The sequence below is a fragment of the Shewanella sp. HL-SH4 genome, assembly GCF_051164845.1.
In the GTDB taxonomy this organism is placed as follows: Bacteria; Pseudomonadota; Gammaproteobacteria; order Enterobacterales; family Shewanellaceae; genus Shewanella; species Shewanella glacialimarina.
In genome coordinates, this window is record NZ_CP195037.1 from 485,582 (window position 1) to 511,045 (window position 25,464).

At 40.7% G+C, this 25,464-nt stretch carries 24 protein-coding genes and 2 pseudogenes; 3 read left to right on the forward strand and 23 right to left on the reverse strand.

The genetic code is table 11. The features are described 5' to 3' along the window. Nucleotides 1-20: 20 nt before the first annotated feature. From ACRWQL_RS03030 to ACRWQL_RS03075, 10 genes and pseudogenes are all read right to left on the reverse strand, one after another. A complete protein-coding gene (locus ACRWQL_RS03030; protein WP_434952295.1) occupies nucleotides 21-1,613 on the reverse strand; it encodes an ABC-F family ATPase in 1,593 nt (530 codons plus the stop codon). Nucleotides 1,614-1,873: 260 nt separating this feature from the next. Then, nucleotides 1,874-2,797 carry a M14 family metallopeptidase gene (locus tag ACRWQL_RS03035; RefSeq protein WP_434952297.1) on the reverse strand — a complete coding sequence of 308 codons (924 nt, stop codon included), beginning with the start codon at nucleotides 2,795-2,797 and terminating at the stop codon, nucleotides 1,874-1,876. Between the two features lie 416 nt (nucleotides 2,798-3,213). Beyond that, on the reverse strand, nucleotides 3,214-3,687 hold the full coding sequence (locus ACRWQL_RS03040; protein ID WP_434925849.1) for a type II secretion system protein: 474 nt from the start codon (nucleotides 3,685-3,687) through the stop codon (nucleotides 3,214-3,216). Nucleotides 3,688-3,960: 273 nt separating this feature from the next. Further along, nucleotides 3,961-4,941 carry a DMT family transporter gene (locus tag ACRWQL_RS03045; RefSeq protein WP_434952299.1) on the reverse strand — a complete coding sequence of 327 codons (981 nt, stop codon included), beginning with the start codon at nucleotides 4,939-4,941 and terminating at the stop codon, nucleotides 3,961-3,963. A 13-nt stretch (nucleotides 4,942-4,954) separates the two neighbouring features. Next, the gene (locus tag ACRWQL_RS03050; RefSeq protein WP_434953455.1) at nucleotides 4,955-5,191 is read right to left on the reverse strand and encodes a hypothetical protein; all 237 of its coding nucleotides are present in this window, start codon (nucleotides 5,189-5,191) and stop codon (nucleotides 4,955-4,957) included. A 789-nt stretch (nucleotides 5,192-5,980) separates the two neighbouring features. Next, on the reverse strand, nucleotides 5,981-6,520 hold the full coding sequence (locus tag ACRWQL_RS03055) for a hypothetical protein (protein WP_434952301.1): 540 nt from the start codon (nucleotides 6,518-6,520) through the stop codon (nucleotides 5,981-5,983). Nucleotides 6,521-6,635: 115 nt separating this feature from the next. Then, nucleotides 6,636-6,962 (reverse strand): DUF6572 domain-containing protein, encoded by a 327-nt coding sequence (locus tag ACRWQL_RS03060; protein ID WP_226410264.1) that lies wholly within the window; start codon nucleotides 6,960-6,962, stop codon nucleotides 6,636-6,638. Between the two features lie 112 nt (nucleotides 6,963-7,074). Next, complete coding sequence (locus tag ACRWQL_RS03065; protein WP_434952302.1) at nucleotides 7,075-7,470, reverse strand: hypothetical protein; 396 nt, start codon at nucleotides 7,468-7,470, stop codon at nucleotides 7,075-7,077. Nucleotides 7,471-7,670: 200 nt separating this feature from the next. Next, nucleotides 7,671-7,940: pseudogene (locus ACRWQL_RS03070) on the reverse strand (transposase); the annotation flags it as partial. Nucleotides 7,941-8,174: 234 nt separating this feature from the next. Further along, entirely contained in the window at nucleotides 8,175-9,152 is a 978-nt protein-coding gene (locus ACRWQL_RS03075; RefSeq protein ID WP_434952304.1) for a transposase, read from the reverse strand. Nucleotides 9,153-9,480: 328 nt separating this feature from the next. On the opposite strand from ACRWQL_RS03075, the gene ACRWQL_RS03080 reads away from it, so the two are divergent. After that, a complete protein-coding gene (locus ACRWQL_RS03080) occupies nucleotides 9,481-9,732 on the forward strand; it encodes a hypothetical protein (RefSeq protein WP_434952306.1) in 252 nt (83 codons plus the stop codon). Nucleotides 9,733-9,825: 93 nt separating this feature from the next. Here ACRWQL_RS03080 and ACRWQL_RS03085 read toward each other — a convergent pair whose 3' ends face one another. Beyond that, the gene (locus ACRWQL_RS03085) at nucleotides 9,826-10,590 is read right to left on the reverse strand and encodes a lysozyme inhibitor LprI family protein (protein ID WP_434952307.1); all 765 of its coding nucleotides are present in this window, start codon (nucleotides 10,588-10,590) and stop codon (nucleotides 9,826-9,828) included. 55 nt (nucleotides 10,591-10,645) lie between these two features. Here ACRWQL_RS03085 and ACRWQL_RS03090 point away from each other — a divergent pair. Then, nucleotides 10,646-10,800: pseudogene (locus tag ACRWQL_RS03090) on the forward strand (IS110 family transposase); the annotation flags it as partial. A 25-nt stretch (nucleotides 10,801-10,825) separates the two neighbouring features. On the opposite strand, the gene ACRWQL_RS03095 reads toward ACRWQL_RS03090, so the two are convergent. The 11 genes from ACRWQL_RS03095 to ACRWQL_RS03145 all read right to left on the reverse strand — a co-directional run bounded on the left by ACRWQL_RS03095 (nucleotide 10,826) and on the right by ACRWQL_RS03145 (nucleotide 23,648). Then, on the reverse strand, nucleotides 10,826-11,773 hold the full coding sequence (locus ACRWQL_RS03095; RefSeq protein WP_434952309.1) for a hypothetical protein: 948 nt from the start codon (nucleotides 11,771-11,773) through the stop codon (nucleotides 10,826-10,828). Between the two features lie 448 nt (nucleotides 11,774-12,221). Beyond that, nucleotides 12,222-12,980, reverse strand: a complete 759-nt coding sequence (locus ACRWQL_RS03100; protein ID WP_434925845.1) for an SDR family oxidoreductase — start codon at nucleotides 12,978-12,980, stop codon at nucleotides 12,222-12,224. A gap of 12 nt (nucleotides 12,981-12,992) precedes the next feature. Continuing rightward, the gene (mmsB, locus tag ACRWQL_RS03105) at nucleotides 12,993-13,898 is read right to left on the reverse strand and encodes a 3-hydroxyisobutyrate dehydrogenase (RefSeq protein WP_434952311.1); all 906 of its coding nucleotides are present in this window, start codon (nucleotides 13,896-13,898) and stop codon (nucleotides 12,993-12,995) included. Nucleotides 13,899-13,910: 12 nt separating this feature from the next. Beyond that, complete coding sequence (locus tag ACRWQL_RS03110; RefSeq protein WP_434925843.1) at nucleotides 13,911-15,026, reverse strand: enoyl-CoA hydratase/isomerase family protein; 1,116 nt, start codon at nucleotides 15,024-15,026, stop codon at nucleotides 13,911-13,913. Further along, nucleotides 15,026-15,805, reverse strand: a complete 780-nt coding sequence (locus ACRWQL_RS03115; RefSeq protein ID WP_226410269.1) for an enoyl-CoA hydratase — start codon at nucleotides 15,803-15,805, stop codon at nucleotides 15,026-15,028. Before ACRWQL_RS03115 ends, ACRWQL_RS03110 begins: the two co-directional genes overlap by 1 nt. A gap of 55 nt (nucleotides 15,806-15,860) precedes the next feature. Then, nucleotides 15,861-17,018, reverse strand: a complete 1,158-nt coding sequence (locus ACRWQL_RS03120; RefSeq protein WP_434952312.1) for an acyl-CoA dehydrogenase family protein — start codon at nucleotides 17,016-17,018, stop codon at nucleotides 15,861-15,863. A gap of 117 nt (nucleotides 17,019-17,135) precedes the next feature. Continuing rightward, the gene (locus tag ACRWQL_RS03125; protein ID WP_434952314.1) at nucleotides 17,136-18,629 is read right to left on the reverse strand and encodes a CoA-acylating methylmalonate-semialdehyde dehydrogenase; all 1,494 of its coding nucleotides are present in this window, start codon (nucleotides 18,627-18,629) and stop codon (nucleotides 17,136-17,138) included. Nucleotides 18,630-18,792: 163 nt separating this feature from the next. Beyond that, nucleotides 18,793-19,977 carry a thiolase family protein gene (locus ACRWQL_RS03130; protein ID WP_434953456.1) on the reverse strand — a complete coding sequence of 395 codons (1,185 nt, stop codon included), beginning with the start codon at nucleotides 19,975-19,977 and terminating at the stop codon, nucleotides 18,793-18,795. 218 nt (nucleotides 19,978-20,195) lie between these two features. Next, nucleotides 20,196-22,139 carry a tetratricopeptide repeat-containing diguanylate cyclase gene (locus ACRWQL_RS03135; RefSeq protein ID WP_434952316.1) on the reverse strand — a complete coding sequence of 648 codons (1,944 nt, stop codon included), beginning with the start codon at nucleotides 22,137-22,139 and terminating at the stop codon, nucleotides 20,196-20,198. A gap of 118 nt (nucleotides 22,140-22,257) precedes the next feature. Next, nucleotides 22,258-23,211 carry a homoserine O-succinyltransferase MetA gene (metA, locus tag ACRWQL_RS03140; RefSeq protein ID WP_434952318.1) on the reverse strand — a complete coding sequence of 318 codons (954 nt, stop codon included), beginning with the start codon at nucleotides 23,209-23,211 and terminating at the stop codon, nucleotides 22,258-22,260. A 44-nt stretch (nucleotides 23,212-23,255) separates the two neighbouring features. Next, the gene (locus tag ACRWQL_RS03145) at nucleotides 23,256-23,648 is read right to left on the reverse strand and encodes a YbaY family lipoprotein (RefSeq protein WP_434952320.1); all 393 of its coding nucleotides are present in this window, start codon (nucleotides 23,646-23,648) and stop codon (nucleotides 23,256-23,258) included. 154 nt (nucleotides 23,649-23,802) lie between these two features. On the opposite strand from ACRWQL_RS03145, the gene ACRWQL_RS03150 reads away from it, so the two are divergent. Continuing rightward, the gene (locus ACRWQL_RS03150) at nucleotides 23,803-24,552 is read left to right on the forward strand and encodes an SDR family NAD(P)-dependent oxidoreductase (RefSeq protein ID WP_226410276.1); all 750 of its coding nucleotides are present in this window, start codon (nucleotides 23,803-23,805) and stop codon (nucleotides 24,550-24,552) included. A gap of 67 nt (nucleotides 24,553-24,619) precedes the next feature. Here ACRWQL_RS03150 and ompW read toward each other — a convergent pair whose 3' ends face one another. Next, entirely contained in the window at nucleotides 24,620-25,267 is a 648-nt protein-coding gene (gene ompW, locus ACRWQL_RS03155) for an outer membrane protein OmpW (RefSeq protein WP_434930008.1), read from the reverse strand. Between the last annotated feature and the right edge of the window lie 197 nt (nucleotides 25,268-25,464).

A 25,464-nucleotide genomic window follows, 5' to 3' on the forward strand; every position in this document is an offset into this window, starting at 1 on the left:
TTTGGCGCGAAAGCAATTATTTAGCTTTCAATGCCTCGACTGCCAAGGAACTCATCATAAGTACCTTTGAAGTCATTAATGCCATCTTTAGTTAACTCGATAATACGTGTTGCTAAAGACGATACAAATGCACGGTCATGGGAAACAAAAATTAATGTGCCTTCGTACATCTCTAACGCATTGTTTAATGACTCAATCGATTCCATGTCCATGTGGTTAGTCGGTTCATCAAGTAATAATATATTTGGTTTTTGCATAATTAGCTTACCAAAATACATACGGCCTTTTTCCCCACCAGATAACACAGTCACTGACTTTTTGATATCGTCAGAACCGAACAACATACGGCCTAAAATGCCACGAACAGATTGGTCGTCGTCATTCTCTTTGCGCCACTGGCTCATCCACTCAAACAAGGTCATGTCATTAGCAAAATCAGCTTCGTGATCTTGAGCGTAATAACCAATGTTATGGTTTTCAGACCACTGGATCGTACCTTCATCCTGTGGAATATCATGAACTAGTGTGCGTAATAGCGTTGTTTTACCAATACCGTTCTCACCCAAAATGGCGATGCGCTCGCCCACTTCAACCATCAGGTTTAATTTACTGAATAATGGTGTGTCGTACCCTTTGGCTAGGTTTTCAACCACTAGCGCATTACGGAACAATTTCTTTTCTTGTTCGAAACGAATAAACGGGTTAACACGACTTGAGGCTTTAATTTCATCAAGTTTAATTTTATCTATTTGTTTAGCACGAGATGTTGCTTGCTTAGCTTTAGATGCGTTAGCAGAGAAACGTGCCACGAAGCCTTGAAGCTCAGCAATTTGAGCTTTTTTCTTCGCATTATCAGATTGTAAACGCTCACGAGACTGCTGCGCTGCAGTCATGTATTCATCATAGTTACCAGGATAAACTCGCAGTGCACCGTAATCTAAGTCAGCCATGTGAGTACACACTGAGTTTAAGAAATAACGGTCATGCGAAATAATAACCATGGTACTGTTACGTTGGTTCAACATATCTTGTAACCAACGAATAGTATCGATGTCCAAGTTGTTGGTGGGTTCGTCAAGTAACAATAAGTCTGGATCTGAAAACAACGCCTGAGCCAACAAGACTCGAAGTTTAAAGCCTGGCGCAATTTCACTCATTAAGCCAAAATGCTGATCAGTGCCAATACCGACACCTAATAATAAGTCACCCGCGCGAGATTCAGCGGTGTAACCGTCCATTTCAGCAAATTCCATTTCAAGCTCAGACACCTTGATGCCGTCTTCTTCACTCATTTCAGCTAAAGAGTATATACGGTCACGCTCTAGCTTAACTTCCCATAACTCTTTGTGGCCCATGATCACAGTATCAATGACACTAAATTCATCAAATGCGAATTGGTCTTGGCTCAATTTACCCATACGCTCATGTGGATCTAACGACACATTACCGCTTGATGGTTCTAAATCGCCGCCAAGAATTTTCATAAAGGTTGATTTACCACAACCGTTTGCACCAATTAAACCGTAGCGGTTACCGCCACCAAATTTAACTGATAGATTTTCAAACAGTGGCTTAGCGCCAAACTGCATCGTAATGTTAGCTGTAGTAATCAAAATGAAATTCCAAATCGAGTATGAGTGTTAACGCAATAAACCTAAGCTTGGTAACTATAAGCTAAATGCCTAACAGGATAATTAAAGTAACCGTTTTGCCTGACGCTATAAGAATAAGCAATATAGGACAAAGACAGGCAGAATCAAGCGCGACATTTTAGAGATTTTTGGACTATTTATCAACCTAAGCGAAATGATAGCTTAGCGAATCATAAAATGACGTCCTGTCTACTGAACGTCATCAATATCTAAACGTTATTTTAGCCTATTTTTAAATATTCAATTATATAATCAAGTCCACCAGTTATTGCCGCAACTTGGGCATCATTACATTCTTTAGCCGTTACATTAGGGCTATCCGGGTAAACTTCTGTTGTAGTATTAAAATGATTATGGGTAATACCAGCGCATAAACTGAGTTTTTTAACCGGATAATTAATTACCCCAAATTGCTCAATAGGCACCTCAATTAATTGGCCGTCATCATCTGGCGCGATATGGGTTACTTTAGCCACAGCATCAATAATTGCTTTTTGAAACTCAGGCGTTGGATTTTCAGAGTCGCCGACTAAATAAAAGCCATCAGGAATAATACCCGCCTCATACTCTTTACCATCTCTTGCTGACAGTAGTGGTCTAAATTCACATTCGTCTGTGTCGGTAGTTTCATGCAAATCAATATGTGCGTACACCTCACCTAATGAGGCAACAAAAGCCATTAAGGCTGCAGACTCTTCGGCAGGGCTATCAGCATAAAATGAGCGATTCGGGTCAATTGCTTTAGGGTTCCAACGATTGACCGTTTCATATCCCCATGGGCTAATACAAGGTGCCACGGCAATATTAAAATATTGGCTATAGTGCGCGGCTTTAGTGTCTAAAAATTGAATGGCACCATGAACACCACTGGTTTCATAACCGTGTACCCCACCGGTGACCAGTATGGTCTTTTTAGTGGCACTCCAATTTTTAGTTTTAAAGGCAAACAAAGGATATTTAGCCGCATCAAATGTTAGTGCGCCATAATTAACCTGTTCAAACTCTGCTGATAAAGCGGCAAACTTACTGATCACTTCACCTTGATAACTGCGCTTAATGGTAACTTGGGCTAACCATTGTGCTTTCTCTGACTCATCCCAAGGTTGCCCCGGCGTGCCAATTGGAAAAACTGCTTCTTGTGTCATAAACCCTCTATCATGCGACTAAAGTAAATGGAGACTTAACTAAAGGTTACTTAGATAATCTTTCAGGTCAGCATATTAACCGATTGAGTTAGGCAAATCGATCAATCGCCTAAGTAAGTCTCCCCAATCGCTGTAAACCATCGAAAAGAGTAAAGCTGTAATTAATATATTGCCTAGCAACTGCTAGAGCCAATCTAGCTATTATTGGAATGGATTCACTTGTTCTCAAACTTGCCCAATGTTTTAAAATCAACTAGATAAACAATATAAATAAAAGTGATTACTATAAAGGCCACACAAAAAAGGAAGACGAACAAAGCCATTGAAACAGAAAATGTATAAATAAACCAAAGTCCCGACAAAACATCATGACAAGATCGTCAAAAGCTCAACATAAAATAGTGACTTTAATTATATCAACAACCCGTTATTGTTGAGGTAAAACTTGGTGGAACATTATTACGAGCTGAAGAATATCGAATCTTACAGGTATTAGGATCAGGTGCCAGTTTGACTTTAACTTCTATCGCACCCAATTGCCCGCTACAATTACCACCCACCCAAGTAAAACTAGCGTCAGTTTCAACGGCTTTAGCGATTCCATTCGGATGAGGACAGGGATACCCACAACGCAAAGTAATAGACTCACTTCCTACTTTAACCACAGGGTCTATAGCGCAATCTGTCTTATTTTCTATTCTCGCTTTTACATTGACTAACTCAGATGCTGATCGCATAGCACCTTCTAAAGATTCAAGCGAGGCAATACGCGCATCGCCACTGATATTGATAAACTTAGGTGCAGCTACAACGGCTAAAATACCTAAAATAATAATAACGACAACTAACTCGATTAAAGTAAAACCTTGTTGTTTTTTAGGATGATACATATGTATTAATCTCTATCTACTTTATTTAGGGCGTTTTAATAAACCAAAAGAAGCCAAGCTGCCCATTGCATTAAACCCTACTGTTTATAACAAATCAGCCAAGTTAACAATATTACCCTACTAGTAAATAAGGCATAGATAAAATTAGCGCGATATCAATTATCAACAATTTACATGAGCTAAGCTATTCCAATAGCAAATAATCCAGCTCATTATTAGGTGTCGCTTGCGGGGTTTTGCACATTATCAATGTAAATACCCTAGGCATTTAAGTTACTTATTACGCGCGATTAACACCAGTGATATACCACTTAAAATGATTGCCCCACTAGCGATTAAATGCAGGCTTAATGTTTCATGATTAAACACAACACCTCCAACGGCGGCAATAAAAGGCACACTTAATTGCAGTGCAGCGGCTTTTGATGGGTTAAGCCCTGTTAACGCCTTATACCAAATAGCGTAACCAATACCTGAGGTCAACGCACCGGACACTATGGCTAATATGACTCCATCATAATGCGCACTTTGCAGTGTATTGCTTAATGTTAATTGCACTGAATTAACATTCATTGCCAAACTTAATATGGCCAACACGGCCAGCATTAAAATCATACTTCGGCTAAAGTAATCGGCAGAATCTAGTACCGGAGAGTGACTTTGTCGCCCAAGTAAAGAATATATTCCCCACGCCACACCACTTAATGCCATGAGTATCATTGACCAATATTGAGGCGTGCCGATATTAGGCCACAACAAATATCCAAGCCCGATAAACGCTATAACACTGCCGATAACTTCAAATGCCGTGGGCCTTTGCCCTTGAATAACCGCAACTACATTCATTGATAATTGTACCGCACCAAATAAAACCAGCGCTCCCGTTGCGGTATCTAACGACAAATAAGCGATAGAAAATAACCAAGCATAGGCCAGTAAACTTAACGCCCCTAACCACTTACGCCAGTTGTAAAATGGATGATGTTGATAAGAATGCTGCTTAAGGGAGGTCAACGAGTCTGATAACTTGGCTGGTTTTTGTTGATATAAATGCATGCAACCAACAATAAACCACAGGGTTAATGCACCTGATAATAATCGAATTAAGGTGAATGAATCGGCATCAATTAAGCGGGCTTCACCCCCGCCTAGTGCCATACGGCTTAATACAGAATTAGCAGCAAACGCCACCAATGCTATCAAGGTTAAAGCTGCCGTGATAAGCGATGATGGCGTTGAGATTTTATCGGACAAGTTAACTTACCTTTTAAGGATTTTTATTTTTAGTTAAGGTGAATTTATTAACAAACCAACCAATTGTGGCTAATTGGCGAGTTTGTGATAAGCCAAAGTAAATACAGATCCACGGCGATATAAGCAAAAACCAGGGTAAACCCGCAGTCGAGCGACCACTAAAAAACAGATACAAAAAACCAGCGTAGATAACAATCACACCCAATATACCCACAAGCAGCATGACCTTTTTAATCCACACTTCTATCATTGTAATGTTCACTTTAGTCCCTTCATAAAAATGTTATCAATAGCAATATTATGCTTATACCTATGCCAATAAATAAGTTTGGCACACACAAAAGCCGAGCTAGGCTCGGCTTTGGGTCAGCATAATAACATGCTTAAGTTTACAAGCGAATGCCGCCGTCAATTTCAACTCCATGGCCATTTACATCATAGTGTTCACTGATAAAACCCATGGTAGAAGCAATTTCAGGTGCTTTATCTAAACATCCAACAGAGCCGTTAAATAAATAAGCAGATAGAATTAGGCTCTATGTAGCCATGTAATTTGTATAAAGCTGTATTAAATAAAATAAAAGAAAATAAAAGAGAAAATAAAAGATGCCACCCATGATTTTGATCTTGCAGAGCTCGGTCTGGCCAAGGGTAGTTAACCCGACTGGGTGATAAGAGCCGCAAGATAGCACATTACATACTCATCAAGGTTGTTGTTAACGATGAAGAAATGGCTCAGTCCAACCAGTGCTAGCCCGAATAGGCCAAGGACAGGATAAACCTAACCCGCATGAGTGTTTCAATTGACAGGCGCAGTGGTACGGATTTCATCAGGGGCGCAGTGCTTGCTGTTAAGCCCGCTTCTCTTATAAAAATTGGGGCAGTACAACCGCTTATAGCGGTAAATGAGTCACATTAAAAGCAATGACAAGTGTGAAGCAATAGAATAGAAAACTAAGGCCAAAAAGCTTTGGGTGAGCAGAGTATTATCTTGACTCACCGGGAGCGTCCATATATGGCCATGTTATTATTTGTTAATTTATATTTTAGCCCTCTCTATTCCCATTTCGTTAAGAGCCTGTTTGTATTTTTCAATTAGAAACATTTCCTGGCTAACCATTTCATTAAAAGTATTTCTTAATAAAATAACTGTACTTCTTTGATTTTTTTTCTCCAAAGATTCGCGCGCCGAAAGAATTGTCAAAATACGATTTAAAGTTGACTCAACACCTTGAGCCTGATGTTTGTATAGTTTGGAGAGGGTAAACATTGTATCAAAATCAATTGCTGAAGATAAACTTGAAGATTTTAGTGTTTGCCAAGATCCATTATCCAAAGTTCGCTGCACCACACCATTAGGCATTAAACTCCATATCATTTCACCATTCTCGGTGAATAATGCACTATTAATAGCATTATTGTTAAGCGATTCGTTCAGATTATTCAGTACTTTTTCGTGATATGGAAGCCACTCATTGAGTGCTTCCATATTTGATTTAAGTTCAATTCTTACCATTGCCATGGCTAGGTTTATTTGCTGTTCTTCTTTAAGTTGACCTCTATATTCATTAAGGAACAAAGCAAGTAAAACGCTAAAAATAATTAATGCTGGTTCGAAAACCAGTTTTAGGATATTTTTTTGTAAGAAATTTTGTTGATTTCATTTATATTCCTAAAAACACTGACACAGGGGGTTAGCTGGACATTGTGTATTTGATTTCAATACTTAATTTCTCTTTTAAAAAATTGTTAACTCTTTCATAGAATTTTTTTGCTGTGTCATTTAATTCAAATGCACACGCAACAACTATTGAAACTTGCTTTCCCTTATCTTCAGGAAATTCTTCACAAAGTTGACCAGATTCTATAAAACGAATGTATGAATTAATTTTCGCTTGCAACAATTGTTGATGCTCTAAATCATCAGACCAATCTAAATGGTCAGTAATCAATAAAACGACTTCATTATGCTCTTTAGAAGAGACTACCGAATCAATTTTATTGGTTTCAGTTATAGCCATACCTCTCCTGACCAGCTAACGCTTTGCCAAGGGGCAAATGCGAACGTTGTTGGGCTTCGCCCAGTGAGTGTTTGTCCCAGCCGCGCTGTTTGCGGCGAACTTAGGCAACTTGTTAGGTTTTTTGTTTAAATTGTAAGTAATGTACAACGATCCTATTTTTCTTGCGACCAAAAGAACTTTTAAGTATTTCTGCGTGATATAGCGCTCTTTTTACTTCTCTATCCGCGACTCTTTTGGGAGTAGCTTCAAAAACTTTATAATTTTCAATTTCTCCTTTCGAAGAAATATCAAACTGGATTTTTACTTTTGCATTTATTCTTGAGCAAGCCCCTGATAGAAAACCGCGTAGTTTAAATGTGTCTTTTTTAAATAGAGTTGGTGTACTACCTAAATACTCAACAGAAGTTTGAAACTCCTTAAGCACCTCTATACTTTGGTCTCCACAACCTTTAACGCCATACTCAATAGAGCTAGTGCTTAGGAACAATGCTAATGCAAGAGAATACATGATTAAAACCTAACGAGCCTGTAGAATTACTCGTTTTAAAATTCATTTTGATTAATGAACAAACAATATCTGAGTTTCTATTTTGATTCAATTACTTAGTGGTGTTTAGATTATTATTTATCATGCAGATTTATTATTGTTTTTAGAGGGAGTGTAAGGCGGGTTTAGTGAGTTTTTGAGGTGAAAAGGGCTTACCCTTCTTAGTGCATCACGTGCTGCAGCTTTTCTATGTTGTGAACAAGGCAATACAGTTGCCACTGGGCATTAACTTTGACTTGGCCGCGTAAGGTCAATTTATTCATCCCTTTGTTGACCGTAATATTGCCAAACACAGGCTCAATGCAACCCAGTCGTTTGCTATATTGCCGCCGCCCCATTGGGCTGTCTATTTTCACTTTCATCTTGTCGGTGTAACTCAGCTTTTTCCGTGAGGCATCATTTTTAAACTGCACTTGCCGACCCGTTTTTATCAAATAAAAGATGCCACCCATGATTTTTAAGTCATAACATAACTCCTTTCGTTTTAAGTTACTAACACTGACTATCATTCTCTAAATCAATAGGTTTAGCCGAGCGATTAAAATAATGTGGTCTCAATTGCCGCAAAGTTGCTCATAAGCTAAATTCAACGCAGCAGAAAAGCGTGATATCAATCAAGTATGAGATAAATGGTTATCGGGAGGATAAGATTAGAAAGTTAATGCTTATGCACACAACCATCGCTGACAGTTGGCTGCGCCTTGTCGTCGTTTTCGGTCTAAATGTTCACAATAGTCAGTTAATGCAGGTAAAGCTCCTACTGCACCTTTGAATAATGCGCCAAACTCGGTAGTGATTTTTAACCAGTTTTCAGCAGGAATGTTTAATCTATTGAGAATATCCTGGCTACTTGAGCTAATGGCACCACACTTATCTTGTCGAATTATCCTGCCGGTATCTTCAACCAGTACTATGTAGTCTTTTACACTAAACATTAACCCATTAGGCATGTTCAAACGCTCATTACCCACAAAAGGCAATAACTCTGTTGGTTGCTCACCTTTTATCGCTGAATTTATTCGACGTTGGATGCTAGTGTAGTCTGAGGTTTCGGGTGTGGTGGCCATCTTTGCACGAATGGGGTTTAAATCGACATAAGCCATACAAGCTAATACTGCTGCTTCATCTAATAATGCTTGTGATTTAAACCTACCTTCCCAGAAGCGACCTGTACATTTATCTTCTTTATTGGCCATTCTGGCTATTGGCTCACTAAGTGAGCGCATAAACCAGCTGATATCAATCAAACGTTGGCGATATTGGATGATACTATTATTTACAGTCTTTAATTCAAATTCATTCAGCTCTTCACCTTTTACGAACTTATGTGTCAGTAAAGTACCTTTAAAGCCTTTATGCCACTGAATTAGCACTTCTTTATCTGACCATTGTTTTGCTTTGTCAGCATCCACTTTAACCACTACATGTAAATGATTGCTCATGACGGCATAGGCACAAATATCAATGGCGAAAATTGTCGCTAATTCAAGAATACGGGCATCAACCCATTCGCGTCGATGCTCAAAGTTTTCGCCTGTTGAGTTATCAAAACCGCACAAAAAAGCTTTACGCACCACACGCGAACAGCAGTGGTAATAAGGTGTATCTTCTAAGCTAACGATGGTTTGTCTTGGTCTGGCCATCTTCAAATACCATTTAGGAAGGATACATAAAGCGTAGTTGAGTGGTTAATGTTTAGCCAATAATTTTGGGTGGCCATGTTATTTTTTTTGTTATTTTTTTTTTCACTATTGCATATTTTAGCTGGGCTGTATGGCAAAAAAGATCTAGCCTAAACTTAAAGCGTAACCAGTGCTACTGGGCTATTGCAGTGTTAAGTCAATGGGGATTAGCTGCGTATTTAATTCACTTCGGTACATTCAATTTGATGTTTTGGAGTTAGTAGATTGGTCTACATAAAGCCGCACAGTGCTACTGGGCCAATGTTTAATAAAATAGAGTAAACAATAAATGGCCCAACCTAACAAGAAAGGCCCTTCGCGCACCGTCGATATATTCTGCGCTAAGTGTAAAGCCCAACTGTTTAAATATCGTAAGGGAGGTAAAGGCGCTTTAATCAAATGCTTTAAAGAGCGTATTGTTGAAGACAACACCAAGGTTGCTTGCACATGCCCTGAATGCGGCCAAGTATTTGCCAGAGACACATTAGTGAGAGGCGCACCGGCATTTAAAATGGTGGGTGGCAAAGTTACATTTAAATAATGACACCCTAACGTTAGAAATGTTGGTCAAACAACTCAGGGAGCTAATAACTTGTTTAATAAATACTTAGCTCCCCTAGTTTATGTTAATTATCTACACTTTATTGGCTAACGGGGCAAGTTGCTGTAAACAACGAGACTGTTCCATCCAACGATTTTGTAAAGGTATTTTGTTAATACACTTAATAGATGAATTAACGCGTCGTAAACGTTCCTCAGTCAAATTAACCTCACAACGATTAGTATAAGTCGATGGCCATGATCCACCCGCACCGGTCAGCGAACCAATTAATTCACATTCGTCTGCTCTATAAGTATTCCAAGACAGTTGCAGTGCAGTTAAGGCCGAGATCACACGAGAGTCAGGCTGTTTTTCACCATCATAGTTAGGGGAGTCAGACAACTGAGCGATGAGTTCATCATGCTTTGTTTTCAATTGAGCAGATGCCTTGTTCAAACTATTAACGAGTGTCAAACCAGTATGCATAGCGCTGCCTTCTGGCCAACACTCGGGACGATCGGTACAGTTTTCTAGCGCTTTATCTTTTTCAGCTTCTGTTTCAGGCCAAGCATTTAACGCCAATGCTCTAGATTGGTATTTATCTAGAATACAAGCATCAGTCTCACATGCATTTCGTTGTGTTAACCAAGCACGCTGACTATTGATTAAATCATTAGCATATTTAGCTTGGCTTTTAATATTGCTATAAAGCGCAGCTAATGCATCATCTGCCTTTGAAACGTCTGGATTAGCACAAATAGTCTTTTCTATCGTGCTTCTGGCCAGCGAACAATCAAAACTGGCACCTTGCACTGAAAATACGGACATCAGTCCTAAAATATAAATGATTTGTCTCAACTTATTTCCTTGTTAATGATTGATAGAAATGAACTCATGTACTTGTTTTATCTAACCCTGTTTTAAAAGGACTGAACAACGGTAGCTATGGCAGAAAAACCAAAGAAAGTGGCTATTATCACCTGTATTAGAAAAAGGGTTGTTATCTTAAATTCGATGTTAAGGGATGGTGTTTTACGAGAAGCGCCAAAGCTTAAAATTAACTATTGACGCCATAGTCTCTTGTTAGCTGTACTTAGGTGAATAAATCAGCCTGTGCTTCAATCTGCTTTTTAATAAATTTATATTTTTTACCTTGAAGCGTTTCAAGCACTTGTCCACTGTCAATTTTTCGTATGACAGTGGAAACAGAATGACCAGTAATTTGTATCTCACCAGTTTCATCGAGTTTTTGATGAATTAATAATACACATTCGATTGTCGTACCGTGTTTGAAACTAATAACTTCATTAAGGACGTCAAGGTTGAAATGTTTATCATTCATTGAAAATGAAATCGGCTCACTTTCATATACACCTTTCCACTTATACCTGCCTTCTTTTAAGACTGGCGCAATAATTTCAACTAAAGCGTCATCGACAGTAATAGGAATGAGATTATGGGAATTAATAATAAAGTTTCTGAAGTTATTCCGAAGTACAATACGTTCATCGGTAATTGGCATTCCGTCAGAATTTAGCGCTGTAAAGCCTATTTTTTCTATTTTGTTATATCTATTTAACTGCTTATAAAAGTTAGATTTTCTTGTCACAATTTTTAGATTTATTTCAAGTGACTCTGCAACTTTAGCAACAGTGTTATCATTTACTTTTTCACTTTCTAATTCGGTTTTAAGTTTCTTAATTCTTAATTTTTTCTCTTCAATACTTAGTCTTAAGTTTTGCTTTTGCAATTGATCTAATTCTGGGTCTGAAAATGGAATTCTTGAACTAACAAGAGCCATGATTGAAATAAAAATAGATACTTGGACTCCATTCTTCCCAATTACTTTCCAAGCTTCTTTCAAACCACCTTCACGATAAGCTTCAGTCTCTAATTGAATCGACAGCTCTAATTCTTTAGCAACTTCCATGGCTATTGCTAAAAACTCAGATTCGCATTGATTTCGAACTAAAGCATCCATCGAATGAGATGAATCATTAAAGTAGTAATGAAGTTCGAGTTTTTCGGCAGATAAATCCATTATTTTCAATCCTTTGATTGTATTTGAACCATTATGGAGGTACACAAAGGTGCTATGCAAGTTCTTGTGCAGCTAACAGCTTATTGAACGACTCGACCGATAAAGCCGAGCGTTTAAGTTATTGATTAATATCATCCTACATTTGCTAGGTCTTTGAAGTAAAGCAATTTAATGACGGTTACATTCAAATATAAAACTTAAATTGCGCGTTAAAAGTACCTGCGGCCAATGTAAAAAATAAATCAAACAAGATCAATATATTAGAATAGTCCGGTTCTTATCAATACCGTCCTTTAGACTGCTTTTTGTTCACATAAGGGGTGAGGACTTGCTTGCGGCGTGCCTTAGACGAATTGGTATTAAGCAGCAGACTAAATGAAGGTAAATACTCACCAGCAAAAAGCCGAGCTAGGCTCGGCTTTGTTTAACGATAATACCAAGCTTAAGATTACAGGCGAATGCCGCCGTCAATTTCAAATACACGACCATTTACATAATCGTTTTCAATGATAAAACGTACGGTAGAAGCAATTTCATGGGCTTCACCTAAACGTCCTACAGGAACCATTTTCGTCATGCGCTCTAACGCTTCAGGCTTCATCGCTGCGGTCATTTCAGTGGCTATAACACCCGGCGCCACTGCGGCTGAACGGATATTATAACGGGCTAGTTCTTTGGCCCAACCGACAGACATTGCTGCAACACCTGCTTTTGATGCTGAATAGTTAGATTGCCCCATGTTACCCGCTTTAGCTAGGCTTGAAATGTTGATAATCACGCCCTGCTGGCCAGTTTCAATCATGGCTACAGCAGCTTCACGGCCGCACAAAAATGTGCCGGTTAGATTGACATTAATGACTGACTGAAATTTTTCATAGGACATACGATCAGTTACTTTGCCATCTTTTGCTTTAACCATTAAGCCATCGCGCAAAATGCCCGCGTTATTGATTAACACATTAATATGACCAAAATCTTCGCGAATAAAATTGAACCCTGCGACGACATCTTCTTCATCGGTAATGTCGAACGCATAACCTTGAACTTCAGTTATTGCACCTAAGTCAGCACACGCTTGTTCAAGTTTTGCTTGGTCTACATCGATAAGCGCCAATTTTGCACCTTGGGAGGCTAAATCATGCGCCATAGCAAGACCTAAACCACCCGCGCCACCTGTGATGACGACAACCTTATCTTTTAATTCCATTACCGAGTCCTTTTACTTTTTATTTTGATTGGCAAATTGTTCAAAAATGCTCGAAAAATCAAGACGACCATGACCTTGACGAGCATGGTTAACATATAAACTACGCGCTAATGCGCCCATTGGGGTACTTGAGTTTGAACCTAAGGCAGCTTGTTGTGACAAGCCTAAGTCTTTCACCATTAGATCAACCATAAAACCACCTTGATAGCCTTTTGATGATGGCACATTTTCCATCACGTCAGGACAAGGGTTATATTTTTCAAGCGTCCAGTTTCCGCCGCTGCTGACTTTCATGATATCAGACAATACTTTAGGATCTAAACCGTTATCTATGCCTAATTGCAAAGACTCGCTAGTGCCAACCATTAATACTGATAACAGCATGTTATTACAAATTTTAGCAATTTGACCTGCGCCGACCTGGCCTGCATGGAAAATATTTGCGCCCATTACCGTTAATACCGTTTGTGCCTGGGTAAAAGCCGCTTCTGTGCCACCGCAAATAAAGGTCAATGTCCCTGCTGCTGCGCCTGCTGTGCCACCAGAAACAGGTGCATCCATAAAGGCGAGGCCTTTTTCAGCGGCTTTAGCGCCGACTAATTGCGCTGTGGCGGCATCAATGGTTGAGCAGTCAATTAATAAGGTGTCTTTACCGACAACATCTAATAAACCTTTATTGTTGTCATCACCCATATAGATACTTTGAACGTGTTTGCCCGCTGGTAACATACTAATGACATAGTCGGCTGACGCCGCTGCGCCACAAGCTGTTTTGGCGCTTAATGCGCCTTGATCGGTTAATGCTGCTACGGCCTGTGGATTAAGGTCAAATACCGTTACCGTCATGCCCGCTTTAATTAAATTGGCCGCCATAGGGCCGCCCATGTTGCCTAATCCAATAAATGCTACTGTTGCCATGTTCAATTCCTTTTAAAAGTCTTTTAATGGGTGGTTATTCGCTTGCCAAGGTGAAGTCAATAAGGCCGATAGGGCGTCATCTGTGACGTCTGCCACATCAGTAAAACGCCATTGTGGATTACGGTCTTTATCAATAAGCAGCGCCCTTACTCCTTCACAAAAATCGCCATGAGAGCAACAGTTAACGCTGACACCTAGCTCCCATTTAAAGCAATCTGCTAAGTCTAATTCTGTACCCAGTGCTGCTTGAGCAAACACTAAATGCCAGCTTAATGGGCTGCCTGCTAATGCGGTTTTTTGTGCCCGTTTAAGCCAGTCTAGTTCGGTTTGTAAGCTAGACAATTGATGGTGAACATCTTCAATATCACCTGACATGAGCAAATTAATCTGTTGCTGGAATTGTTCTAGTGGACTGTCGCCAAGCGCCACTGAGACTTTATTTTGCATCGAGGTTAATAGCTGTGTTAACGCTTGATGATTCACATCGGCATTATCATTCCAGTGAATATCAGCTAGGGCATCAAACAGCGGCTCTTTGTCATCACTGGCTAGAAAATGAGTACCGACATTGACATACATGGCATCTGCCGCGTTCATGTTGTACGCCGTCAGCCCTAAAAATAGCCCGGTTTTGCCTGGCATCCGATTTAAAAGGTAGCTGCCACCCACATCTGGGTATAAACCAATAGTCACTTCAGGCATAGCAATACGGCTGCGCTCGGTTAATACCCGATGACTGCCGCCGGCCATTAAGCCTAATCCGCCGCCCATCACAATGCCATCGCCCCACACTAGTACTGGCTTGCCAAACTGATGTAGCAAATAATCTAACTGGTATTCTTGAGTGAAAAACTCACAGGCTTCGTCAGTCATTTTATTTGGGTTAGCGATTGAGGCATGGTAAATAGCCCGCACATCACCGCCGGCACAGAATGCTTTTTCGCCGCTACCTTCTAATACCACTAAGGCGATATCATCATTGGTTTGCCATTGCAGTAATTGAGCGGTCATCGCCTTCACCATATCGATATTCAGTGCATTAAGCGCTTTTTCGATATTAAGGGTGACGATTCCGATAGACTTACCCGATAATGTGCCGAGAGTTTGAAATATGACATCTTGGGTCATTAGCAGTTTCTCCAGTTTGGTTTACGCTTTTCAAGGAAAGCATTAACGCCTTCGGCTTGATCTTCTGTATCGAATAGGCCGATAAAAAGCTCACGCTCTAAAGGTAAAGCCTGTGCGCGTGGCATTGTGCGTCCAGCCTGAATTAAGGTTTTACATACCGACACACTGCTAGGTGATTGACGTGCCACTTTTGCCGCCAGTGCAATAGCCGCATCTAAGGCTTGTCCTTGCTCAACCACTTCTTCCACCAAACCAATTTTTTCAGCTTTAGCGGCATCAATGCGTTCGCCGCATAAAATCATCCGTTTTGCCCAGCCCTCACCCACCAAAGCGGTTAAGTTTTGCGTACCGCCAGCACAGGGCAATAAGCCCACACTGGCTTCAGGTAAGGCCATTTGCGCTTGCGCTTCAGCAATACGGATATCACAGGCTAAAGCCACTTCTAAACCACCGCCCATGGCATAACCATTAATCGCGGCAATGGATACACCACGAAAGGCACTTAATGCCTCAAATGCAGCACCAAAATGCTTGGCCATAGTGGCTGCATTGCCTTTGTCGCCATCGGCAAATAAATTCAAGTCAGCACCCGCAGAGAAAAACTTCTCGCCCTGGCCGGTAATAACCAAAGCATAAATCTCTTTATTGTCATTTAACTCAAGCACTTTAGCGGTTAGCGCTTGTAAGCTTTGCGCAGTCCAGGTGTTAGCTGGCGGGTTATTCATTTTAATAATGGCGGTATTTCCGTCAATACGCACCCAAATAGCTTCTGTGGTCATTGTGATAGCCTTATCGTCCGTTGAAATTGTCTAGTTTGAATGATTAGCGACCCGATTAACGAATTGGGTGAGCGTTTTCATCCAGTAATCGACGGGCAATAATCAACCGCATAATTTCGTTGGTACCCTCAAGAATTTGATGCACGCGCACATCACGGAAATGACGCTCTAACGGATATTCACGAATATAGCCATAACCACCATGAATTTGCAGTGCCGCGTCACAAACCTGAAAACCAACATCAGTTGCAAAGCGTTTTGCCATTGCACAATAAGCACTTGATTCTGGATCTTGCATGTCTAATTTAAACGCCGCTAATCGCACCATTTGGCGCGCAGCAACTAATTCTGTCGCCATATCAGCTAACTTAAATTGTAATGCTTGAAATGCCGCTAACGGTTTGCCAAATTGCTTACGCTCATTCATATATTGAGTGGCGCGATCAAGTGCAGATTGCGCCGTACCAATAGAACAAGTGGCAATATTGATGCGCCCGCCATCTAAGCCTTTCATCGCAAAGGTAAACCCTTGGCCTTCTTCACCTAAAAGATTAGTCACCGGGATGCGGACATTTTCAAAACTGATTTGTCTTGTTGGCTGTGCATTCCAGCCCATTTTATCTTCCGCTTTGCCATAAGATACACCCGCTGCATCGGCCGGAATAACAACCGCAGAAATGCCTTTAGGGCCAGCTTCGCCAGTGCGGCACATCACCACTAACAGCTCGGTTTCACCGGCGCCAGAGATAAACACTTTTGAACCATTAATAATGTAATCATCACCATCGCGCACCGCTTTAGTTTGCAGTGATGCGGCATCACTGCCTGAACCCGGTTCAGTTAAACAATATGAGGCTAATAGCTGACCTGTGGTGAGCGCTTCTGACCATTGACTGCGCACTGTCTCAGAACCCCAGGTTGTCACCATCCAGGTGGCCATATTGTGAATAGTCAACATGGCAGTGGTTGCGGTGCAACCGTAAGATAACTCTTCAAAAATAATGGAAGCATCTAAACGGGATAAACCCATGCCGCCTTCAGATTCTGGTGAATATAATGAGCAAAAGCCCAGTTCACCAGCTTTTTGAATCACGTCTTTAGGGAAGTGGTGCTCTTCATCCCATTTAGCCGCAAACGGAGTTAATTTATCGGCGGCAAATTGACGGGCAAGATCAGCAAATTGGCGTTGATCTTCATTTAAATTAAAATCCATTGAGGGACTCCTAATTTGTTATGTTTGATGACTCTTGGGTCATTTGTTGGCAGGCCAAAGGGAATTTAACCTGCCATTAGGTCTTGTTATTATCTTAAATCTAATCGAAATATAAGCTTATTTAAGGTTAATGCTCATATTTGGACCGCTGACGGCGTCGGTTTCAAACCAACGTGAAGTAATGGTTTTAGTTTCAGTATAGAAACGTACCGCTTGCTTACCGTATGCGTGTTGATCGCCGTAAAAACTGCCTTTCCAACCCGTAAACGAGAAGAAGGGTAAAGGCACAGGAATTGGCACGTTAATACCCACTTGGCCTACTTCTATTTCGTGTTGATATTTGCGTGCAGCGCCACCCGATGCGGTAAAGATTGAGGTGCCATTGCCGTATGGACTGTTATTCACCAGTTCAATCGCATCATCTAAATTGTCAGCTTCCATACAACATAAAACAGGGCCAAAGATTTCTTCTTTGTAGATGCTCATCTCTGTAGTGACTTTAGAAAACATGGTTGGGCCAACCCAGTTACCTGACTCATAGCCTTCAACGGTAAAGTCACTGCCATCTAGCAAGCATTCCGCGCCTTCTTGTTTGCCTTGCTCGATTAAGCTTAATACCCGTGTTTTAGCCGCTGGGCTAATCACTGGGCCATAGGCCGCATCAGCATCATTCCATAAACCTGGACGTACTTTGGCTAAAGCTTCTTTTAATTCTGGGATCCACTCTTTGGCTTTACCGACAAATATCGCCACTGAAATGGCCATACAGCGTTGACCTGCCGCGCCAACAGAAGCGCCAACTAAATTATTAATCACATGTTGTTTACTTGCATCAGGCATGATCACGCAGTGATTCTTTGCCCCAGCAAACGCTTGCACACGTTTAAGGTTATCTGTACCTGTTTTGTAAATGTATTGACCTACCGCCACAGAGCCGACAAACGAAATAGCCTTGATGGCTGGATCACGCAGTAAAATATCAACCGCCACTTTGTCACCATGAATAAGCTGTAATACGCCTTTTGGCGCACCTGCTTCAACAAATAACTCCACTAGACGTTGTGGTGTCATCGGGTCTTGTTCAGACGGTTTTAAAATAAAGGTGTTACCGCAGGCAATGGCTAATGGGAACATCCATAAAGGGATCATCGCAGGGAAGTTAAATGGCGTAATACCAGCACAGACGCCAAGCGGTTGGGTGTAGCTGTAGGTATCAATATTGCGGGCAACGTTTTCAACGGTTTCGCCCATCATTAATGAGGCAACATTACAGGCGTGTTCCGCTACTTCAATACCGCGCCATACATCGCCTTTAGCATCTTCAAAGGTTTTACCGGTTTCTTGGGCTAGAAGAGTCGCGATTTCATCGTGATGTTCTTTTAGAAGATGCTGGTAACGTAACATCACCCGAGCACGTTCTGATACTGGCACTTCTTTCCAAGTTTTAAACGCTTTTTTTGCACTGTGAATTGCTTGCTCAACTTCAGCAGGTGTCGCCGCGTTAATTTTAGCAATCACACCATTATTAATGGGGTTAGTGACATCGATATTTTGCGTACCAGTACCGACTGTGAACTCGCCATCAATATAATGTTTTACTTGTATGGTCATAATATTTCCCTTTGAACCAGATTAAATCGGGGTAAGCATTAATGGCGATGATGTTGTATTTATCCCAATCACTTGGTATCGGGTTATTGCTCATTAATGCTTGTCTTGTTGAATGTTATGTTTTCTAAATCGTACTCAGCGTCAAGCGCTTTATATTTATACTTTATACTTCAATCGCCATGGCCACGGCTTCACCGCCACCAATACATAATGACGCTACACCACGATGTAACCCGCGTGCTTTTAATGCGTGAATTAGGGTCACTAGCAAACGCGCACCAGAACAACCAATAGGGTGACCTAGTGCACATGCGCCGCCATTAACATTGACTTTATTGGCGTCTAAACCAAGTTCAGAAATCGCTAACATAGTCACCATGGCAAACGCTTCGTTGATTTCGAATAAATCAACATCATCCTTAGTCCAATCTACTTTACCAAACAATTTATTCATCGCGCCTACTGGTGCGGTAGTGAACATGGCTGGCTCTTGTGAGTGTGTGGTATGGCCTTTAATAGTAGCTAAAACCGCTAAGCCTAAATTGGCGGCTTTTTCACGGGTCATCAGCAATAACACCGCAGCACCATCAGAAATTGAGCTAGAGTTTGCCGCCGTTATCGTACCGTCTTTGGTAAAGGCTGGACGTAAACTCGGAATTTTTTCAGGACGGGCATTGCCCGGTTGTTCATCGGTGTCGATTACAATATCGCCACGACGGTCACTAACCGTTACCGGAGTGATTTCAGCTTTGAAGGCACCTGAGTTAATCGCATTGTTGGCTTTTTCAAGTGACGCTAAAGCAAAGGCGTCCATTTGCTCGCGGGTTAAGCCAAAGTCATCTGCGGTTTTTTGGGCAAATGTGCCCATAGCGCCACCAGTGTAGGCATCTTCTAGGCCATCTAAAAACATATGGTCCATCACTTTGCCATGTCCCATACGCATGCCGCTTCGTGCTTTATCAAGAAGGTACGGTGCCTGACTCATGCTTTCCATACCACCAGCAATAACCACTTCACTGCTACCCGCTTTAATTAAATCATGGGCTAACATGACGGTTTTCATTCCTGAGCCACAGACTTTGTTAATCGTAGTCGCACCAACTGAAAGCGGTAAACCTGCGCCTAATGTTGCTTGACGAGCTGGCGCCTGACCTAAACCTGCAGGTAATACACAACCCATTAGCACTTCATCAACACTGGCAGAAGCGATACCACATTCGGCAATTAAACCTTGAATAGCGGCGGCCGCCAAGGCTGGGGATTTCACTGATGACAATGCACCTTGGAAGCCACCCATTGGGGTGCGCTTTGCTGCAACAATGACGATATCTTGAGCCTGATTGGCCATTCCAGCTTGCTGTGAACTCATAACTACTCCAATAAAAACTAATTATCACAAAAAAACATGATATCACTTTGACGTTTACGCGAACGTAAAGCAAGTAATAATTAGTCTAACAAGTGGATGAATTTCGGTCCATGTGTCAGTGAAGATTTACACCAATAAATAGACGCTTAATCAAGAATAATTGAACCTAGCGTTGTCACGGGGAGTTGAGAGAAAAATTAAACACTTTCAAGGTAAAGTTGAACTTGATTTCGACCTTGATTTTTAGCTTGGTACATCGCCAAATCGGCTTTTTTAACCAAATCGGCAAAATGCTGCTCACTTGAATCATGGTCCCAATTTGAATAGCTGCTATTTGAGGCAACAGCAACACCCAAACTAATAGTAAACCCTACGGTAACGCCACTAAACTTAAAAGGCTGTTCAGCTATGACGTTCCTTAAACGCTCAGCAATTTGCATGGCTTCGTTGGTATCAACATTGGGCAGAATGCATAAAAACTCTTCACCGCCTATCCTGCCAATAATATCGGTTTGCTTAATATAACTTTGACTACGACCTACTGCAGCAGCTATCGCTTTATCACCAATGTCATGACCAAATTGATCATTTATTTTTTTAAAGTGGTCAATATCAAACATTATTAATGCTAAAGATTGGTGGTGTTCTTGGCATTGTTGTAAACGTTTTTGTCCTTCTTGGAAGGTAAACCTGCGATTCGCGATACCGGTTAAGAAATCTGTTTGTGCACGTCGAATAAATTGTCTTCTCGAATAAATTAAGAAAATCACCAATACAGCTAAACTTGCGGCAATGACGATAAAGATAAACATAGATAATTTGGTTATTCTTTGCTTATCTATTTGGCTGTTTAGGTTTAATTGGTTTATCGACAACTCTTTTTCAAGCAATTGATTCTCATATTGAGTCATTTTAACATTATGATTGAGTGAAGCTAACACCACATCATTGGAAACGGCCTGTTCGATATGATTTTTTTCAACAGCTATTGCAGAAAACAAATACTCTAACGCAGTAAAATAATCGCCTTCAGAAGAGTAGTATATCGCTCTAACTTGCTCAATTAAGGTCGCTGATTGGCCATTAAGACCATCTGAATTAAGAAACCGCTCTGCTGTTTGCCCTGCCGATGCAATATCTTGATAATGAAATAAGCTTAGTGCCAATAAGCCTAAGTTTTCAGTGACAAATAAAGCTTCCTCGGTTTCTGTTGAAGCATCATTGGCCATTTCAAATGATTGAATTGCAGATGAATATTCTTGTCGCCCAAGGTGGTAACGACCTTGATTGAAGTAATAGAAAAATGGCAGGTCTTTATTATTTTTCATTTGCACCATTAACGCTGACATTTGCTTGAGGTAATCGTCGGCACGTTTCCATTTAGTCAGCATAATCGCTTCGCCAACTAGATTGTGTAACATGTTAAACATACTCTTTTTATCATCCGCTTGCTGCCAATGATTGAATGCCTGTTGAAAGTATTCTTCCGCTTGCCTGTGCAGGTGATTATCACGATAAACCGCGGCAGTCGCATTAAAAATCATTGCCAATTTATCGGGCGCTAATTGATATTTTTTGGCAATATCTAAGGCTTCGGATAAGTGCAAAAGGCCAATATCAAAATTATCTGCTTGGTTAAAGCAATAGGCTGTTTGCGCTAATGCATGGACTAATAGGTCTTGATCTGATTGTTTCCGGGCTAATTTGACTGCGTTAATTCGATCAGGACAATACTGTTTATAATCGTTGGTCTGCAAGGACACTATAAGAGAACGAGCCAGATAGGCTTTAACCAACAGTGAGGGTTTAGGGGTGACTAACAGTAAATCTATGGCTTGTGAGTAACTGTCAAAAGCCTTATCAAGTTGCTTATTTTGCTGTTGCGCTGCGGCAAGGTGAAATAATAACTGGGCTTTGTCTTCAGCTAAGCCATGGCTAATAAGCGACAGTTGTTGAGTAATATAGTCAATTTTTTGGGCTGGTACATCAATGCGAGTTAAATCTTGTTCAATTAAGCTTAAATCAGGTGAATTTGCCGCAATACTTATTGACCCATATAGGTAAGCCAATAACGCTATGCCTTTAAAGACAGCACAGTAACGTACAAACTGGCGAGTTATAATTGCCGCTAAATTGAACATAGCCTTAAATTCATCTCAAAAGATCAACCGTATCTCTAACATAGCGCTAATTTAAATCAATTGGAAACACCTATTTAGACATTATCAGCAATTAATTTTTAGCCCTATTCAATAGCGATTACCCTTTTGCTTGCTTACTTTCCCACGGCGTCATCTTGCTCATGTCCGATAGGTCATACGGCGTTAACTGATAAACATAATAGTTAAGCCAATTACTGACCAGCAAACTGCCATGACTGTGCCAGCGAGCTATTTGATCTAGGCTTGGGTCATCGTTACGATAATAGTTTAAGGGAACATTTGGATTCAAACCTTGGGCTAAATCACGTTGATATTCATCGTTCAAAGTGCCTTTTTGGTATTCAGGGTGTCCCATGACGAATAGATTTCGGCTATCACGGCTTAAAACGATATAGGCACCAGCTTCAGCTGACTCAGCTAAAATGTCAACGTCATTATGGCGGCGAATGTCTTCAATGTTAATTTCGGCAAAACGCGAATGCGGTGCATAAAATTCATCATCAAAACCACGTAGTAAAGGATGTGGTTCAGTTGCCCTAACATGATTAAACACACCCGAGCGTTTTTGGTCTAATAAGCCACGGTTTATGCCATATAAGTGAAATAATCCCGCATGTGCCGCCCAACACAAAAACAATACCGAGGTCACATGCTTTTGGGACCAATCGATAATTTCTTTAATGTGGTCCCAGTAGACAACATCTTCAAAGTCAATTTGCCCTAAAGGTGCACCAGTAATGATAAGCCCATCATAATTATTGTGTCTAACGTCTTCAAAATCACGATAAAAGGTATTCATGTGGTCAACCGAGGTATGTTTAGACTCTTTATCATGAATACGCAGTAAATCGACGCCAACTTGTAATGGCGTATTACCCAGCAAACGAAGCAGTTGGGTTTCTGTCTCAATTTTATTGGGCATCAAATTCAAGATAAGCACCCGCATAGGACGAATGTCCTGATTTGCTGCGCGAGTTTCTGACATCACAAAGATATTCTCTGACTCTAAAATACCTGCTGCGGGTAAATCATCTGGAATTCGAACCGGCATACTACATCCCTTACCTAATTATTAATCGACAACTACCGCTAAAATTATCGCTTTACCAGATCAACAACCACTGTTAATGGTTGTGGATTATTGATATCTACGGGATAAGATTGCGTATTAATAAACCACAATTCATCGGCAACAGTGATCCGTGCACTGATGGCATAACGATGACCTGTTTTAAAAGCATCCACTGGTACTACAAACTCGAAAGGTGTGACACCTGTTACCGGACTTATTTCATATTCAGCTAAAATTTCAGCCTTAACATCTTGTAGTGACACATCCTGTAATTGGATTTGGATCACAGAATCAGCAGGTAGTGCAATGCGTTGTTTATATAACACTTCACCCACTATTTGGCTATTTTGAGGCGAGGTTTGGCACCCTGATATAGCCGCAATCATCGCTATAACGCACATTATCTGTTTAATCATGACTCACCTGCTTTTATTAAGTGACGTCGCATTATAATACACCAAGACGTCTAGAAGTCTACACTTCCGATATTGAAAAATTTTCGTGCTTGTTATCCACGGAGGTTATTTCTATCATAAACCTATCTTTAGGAAATTGAGCACCAATTACCCCATGACCACCATCGCAACCGCTATGATTATTGGTGCTAGCTCGCAGCTAAGTAAAGAATTAGCCAGCCAGCTTGCTACTCAAAAGGTAAAATTGTTGTTATTTGTGCAACAACCAGAGCTGTTAACCGAATTTGCTAAAACACTGCCAGTGTCAGTAGAGGTCTTACCGCTTTCGATTGCCGAGCCAGCAAAGCTAATAGAGCAAATAACCACAGCATGGCAACAGGAAAATGGCGCCCATTTGGTGATAGTCAATACCGGCATGAATGGTTACGATGCCACCCTTCCCTGGCAATTAGAACAAGATATTATTGACGTTAATGTAAAAGGCTTTGCCGCTATTTGTCACTGTGTATTCAAATTGATGATCGAACAAGGTTACGGTCAGTTGGCAGCGATTAACTCAATAGCAGGGCAGCGAGGCGGGCCAAGCATGGCTTATCATGCGTCTAAAGCCTTTGCCGCTAATTATTTTGAAGGCTTAAGCATGCATGCGCAGCGTTTAAAGCTACCTATTACCATTAGTGATATTCAATTAGGCTTGTTGGATAAAGCAGCATTGCAACAAAATCAGTTTTTATTAGCCCCTTTAGATAAAGTCGCTAAACAAATTTTGATTGCTTTGCAAAAGGGAAAACGCCGGGTATATGTGACCAAACGTTGGCGTTTTGTTGCTTGGTTAAATCGCTTATTACCCGAGTATATTTATAATACTCGTCATTGGAAGCCGAAAAAAAACCAGCGTAAATAACACCATTACGCTAAACGAAAATAGGAGCCATTTGGCTCCTATCTTTATACAGCTTGATTACGTGTTATTAGAACTTGTAACCAACGCTAACCATATAAACCCATGGGTTAATGTCGGTATCAACTGAAAGCGCTGCGCCACCAGCAGTGAAGTTTACATCGGTTGATATATCTGCATACCAGATAGAAGCATTAACTAACCATTCTTTATTGATATTGTAGTCTAAACCTACTTGTGCTGCTAAGCCCCAAGAATTGGTTAAACTCAAGTTATCTAGGCCTAAATCTTTTGCCTCTTGAGTAAAGTCATTATCAAAGAAATTAGTGAAATTAACACCTACGCCAACATAAGGACGTAATTTAGATTGAGCATCACCAAAATAGTACTGAGCTACTAAGGTTGGAGGTAAATGCTTAGTTTCAGCAATCTTACCTAAAGCCCCTAATGATACTTCATGACTAAATGGTGTTGCCGCTAGTAATTCAACGCCCCAGTTGTCAGTTAGCATATAACCAAAGTTCAAACCGATTTGCATGTTGTTATCAACACCAAACTCAGCCACATCAGCAACAACTGGGCTAGACTCATTTGGAGCAACCACAACCGCACCCGCTCTGAAAATAAAATCCCCTGCTTGATGAGCAACTGCTACAGAAGAAACACCGGCAGATAATAAACCTGCTGCAACTAAACCTAGGGCCATTTTTTTATTCATCTTCATACTCCATTAGGGTAACAACTAGATGCTTTACACTACATCCTTAACATTTGCCGTCACTCTGCCAGAATTATTTATTAACATCATTGATTTAGATCAATGATTCTAGCTACACATTTAGGGGTATAGCTAAATGATAAATTTCCTTGATTTAGATCACAGTTAATTAGCTACACACACCTTTAATTCCTATG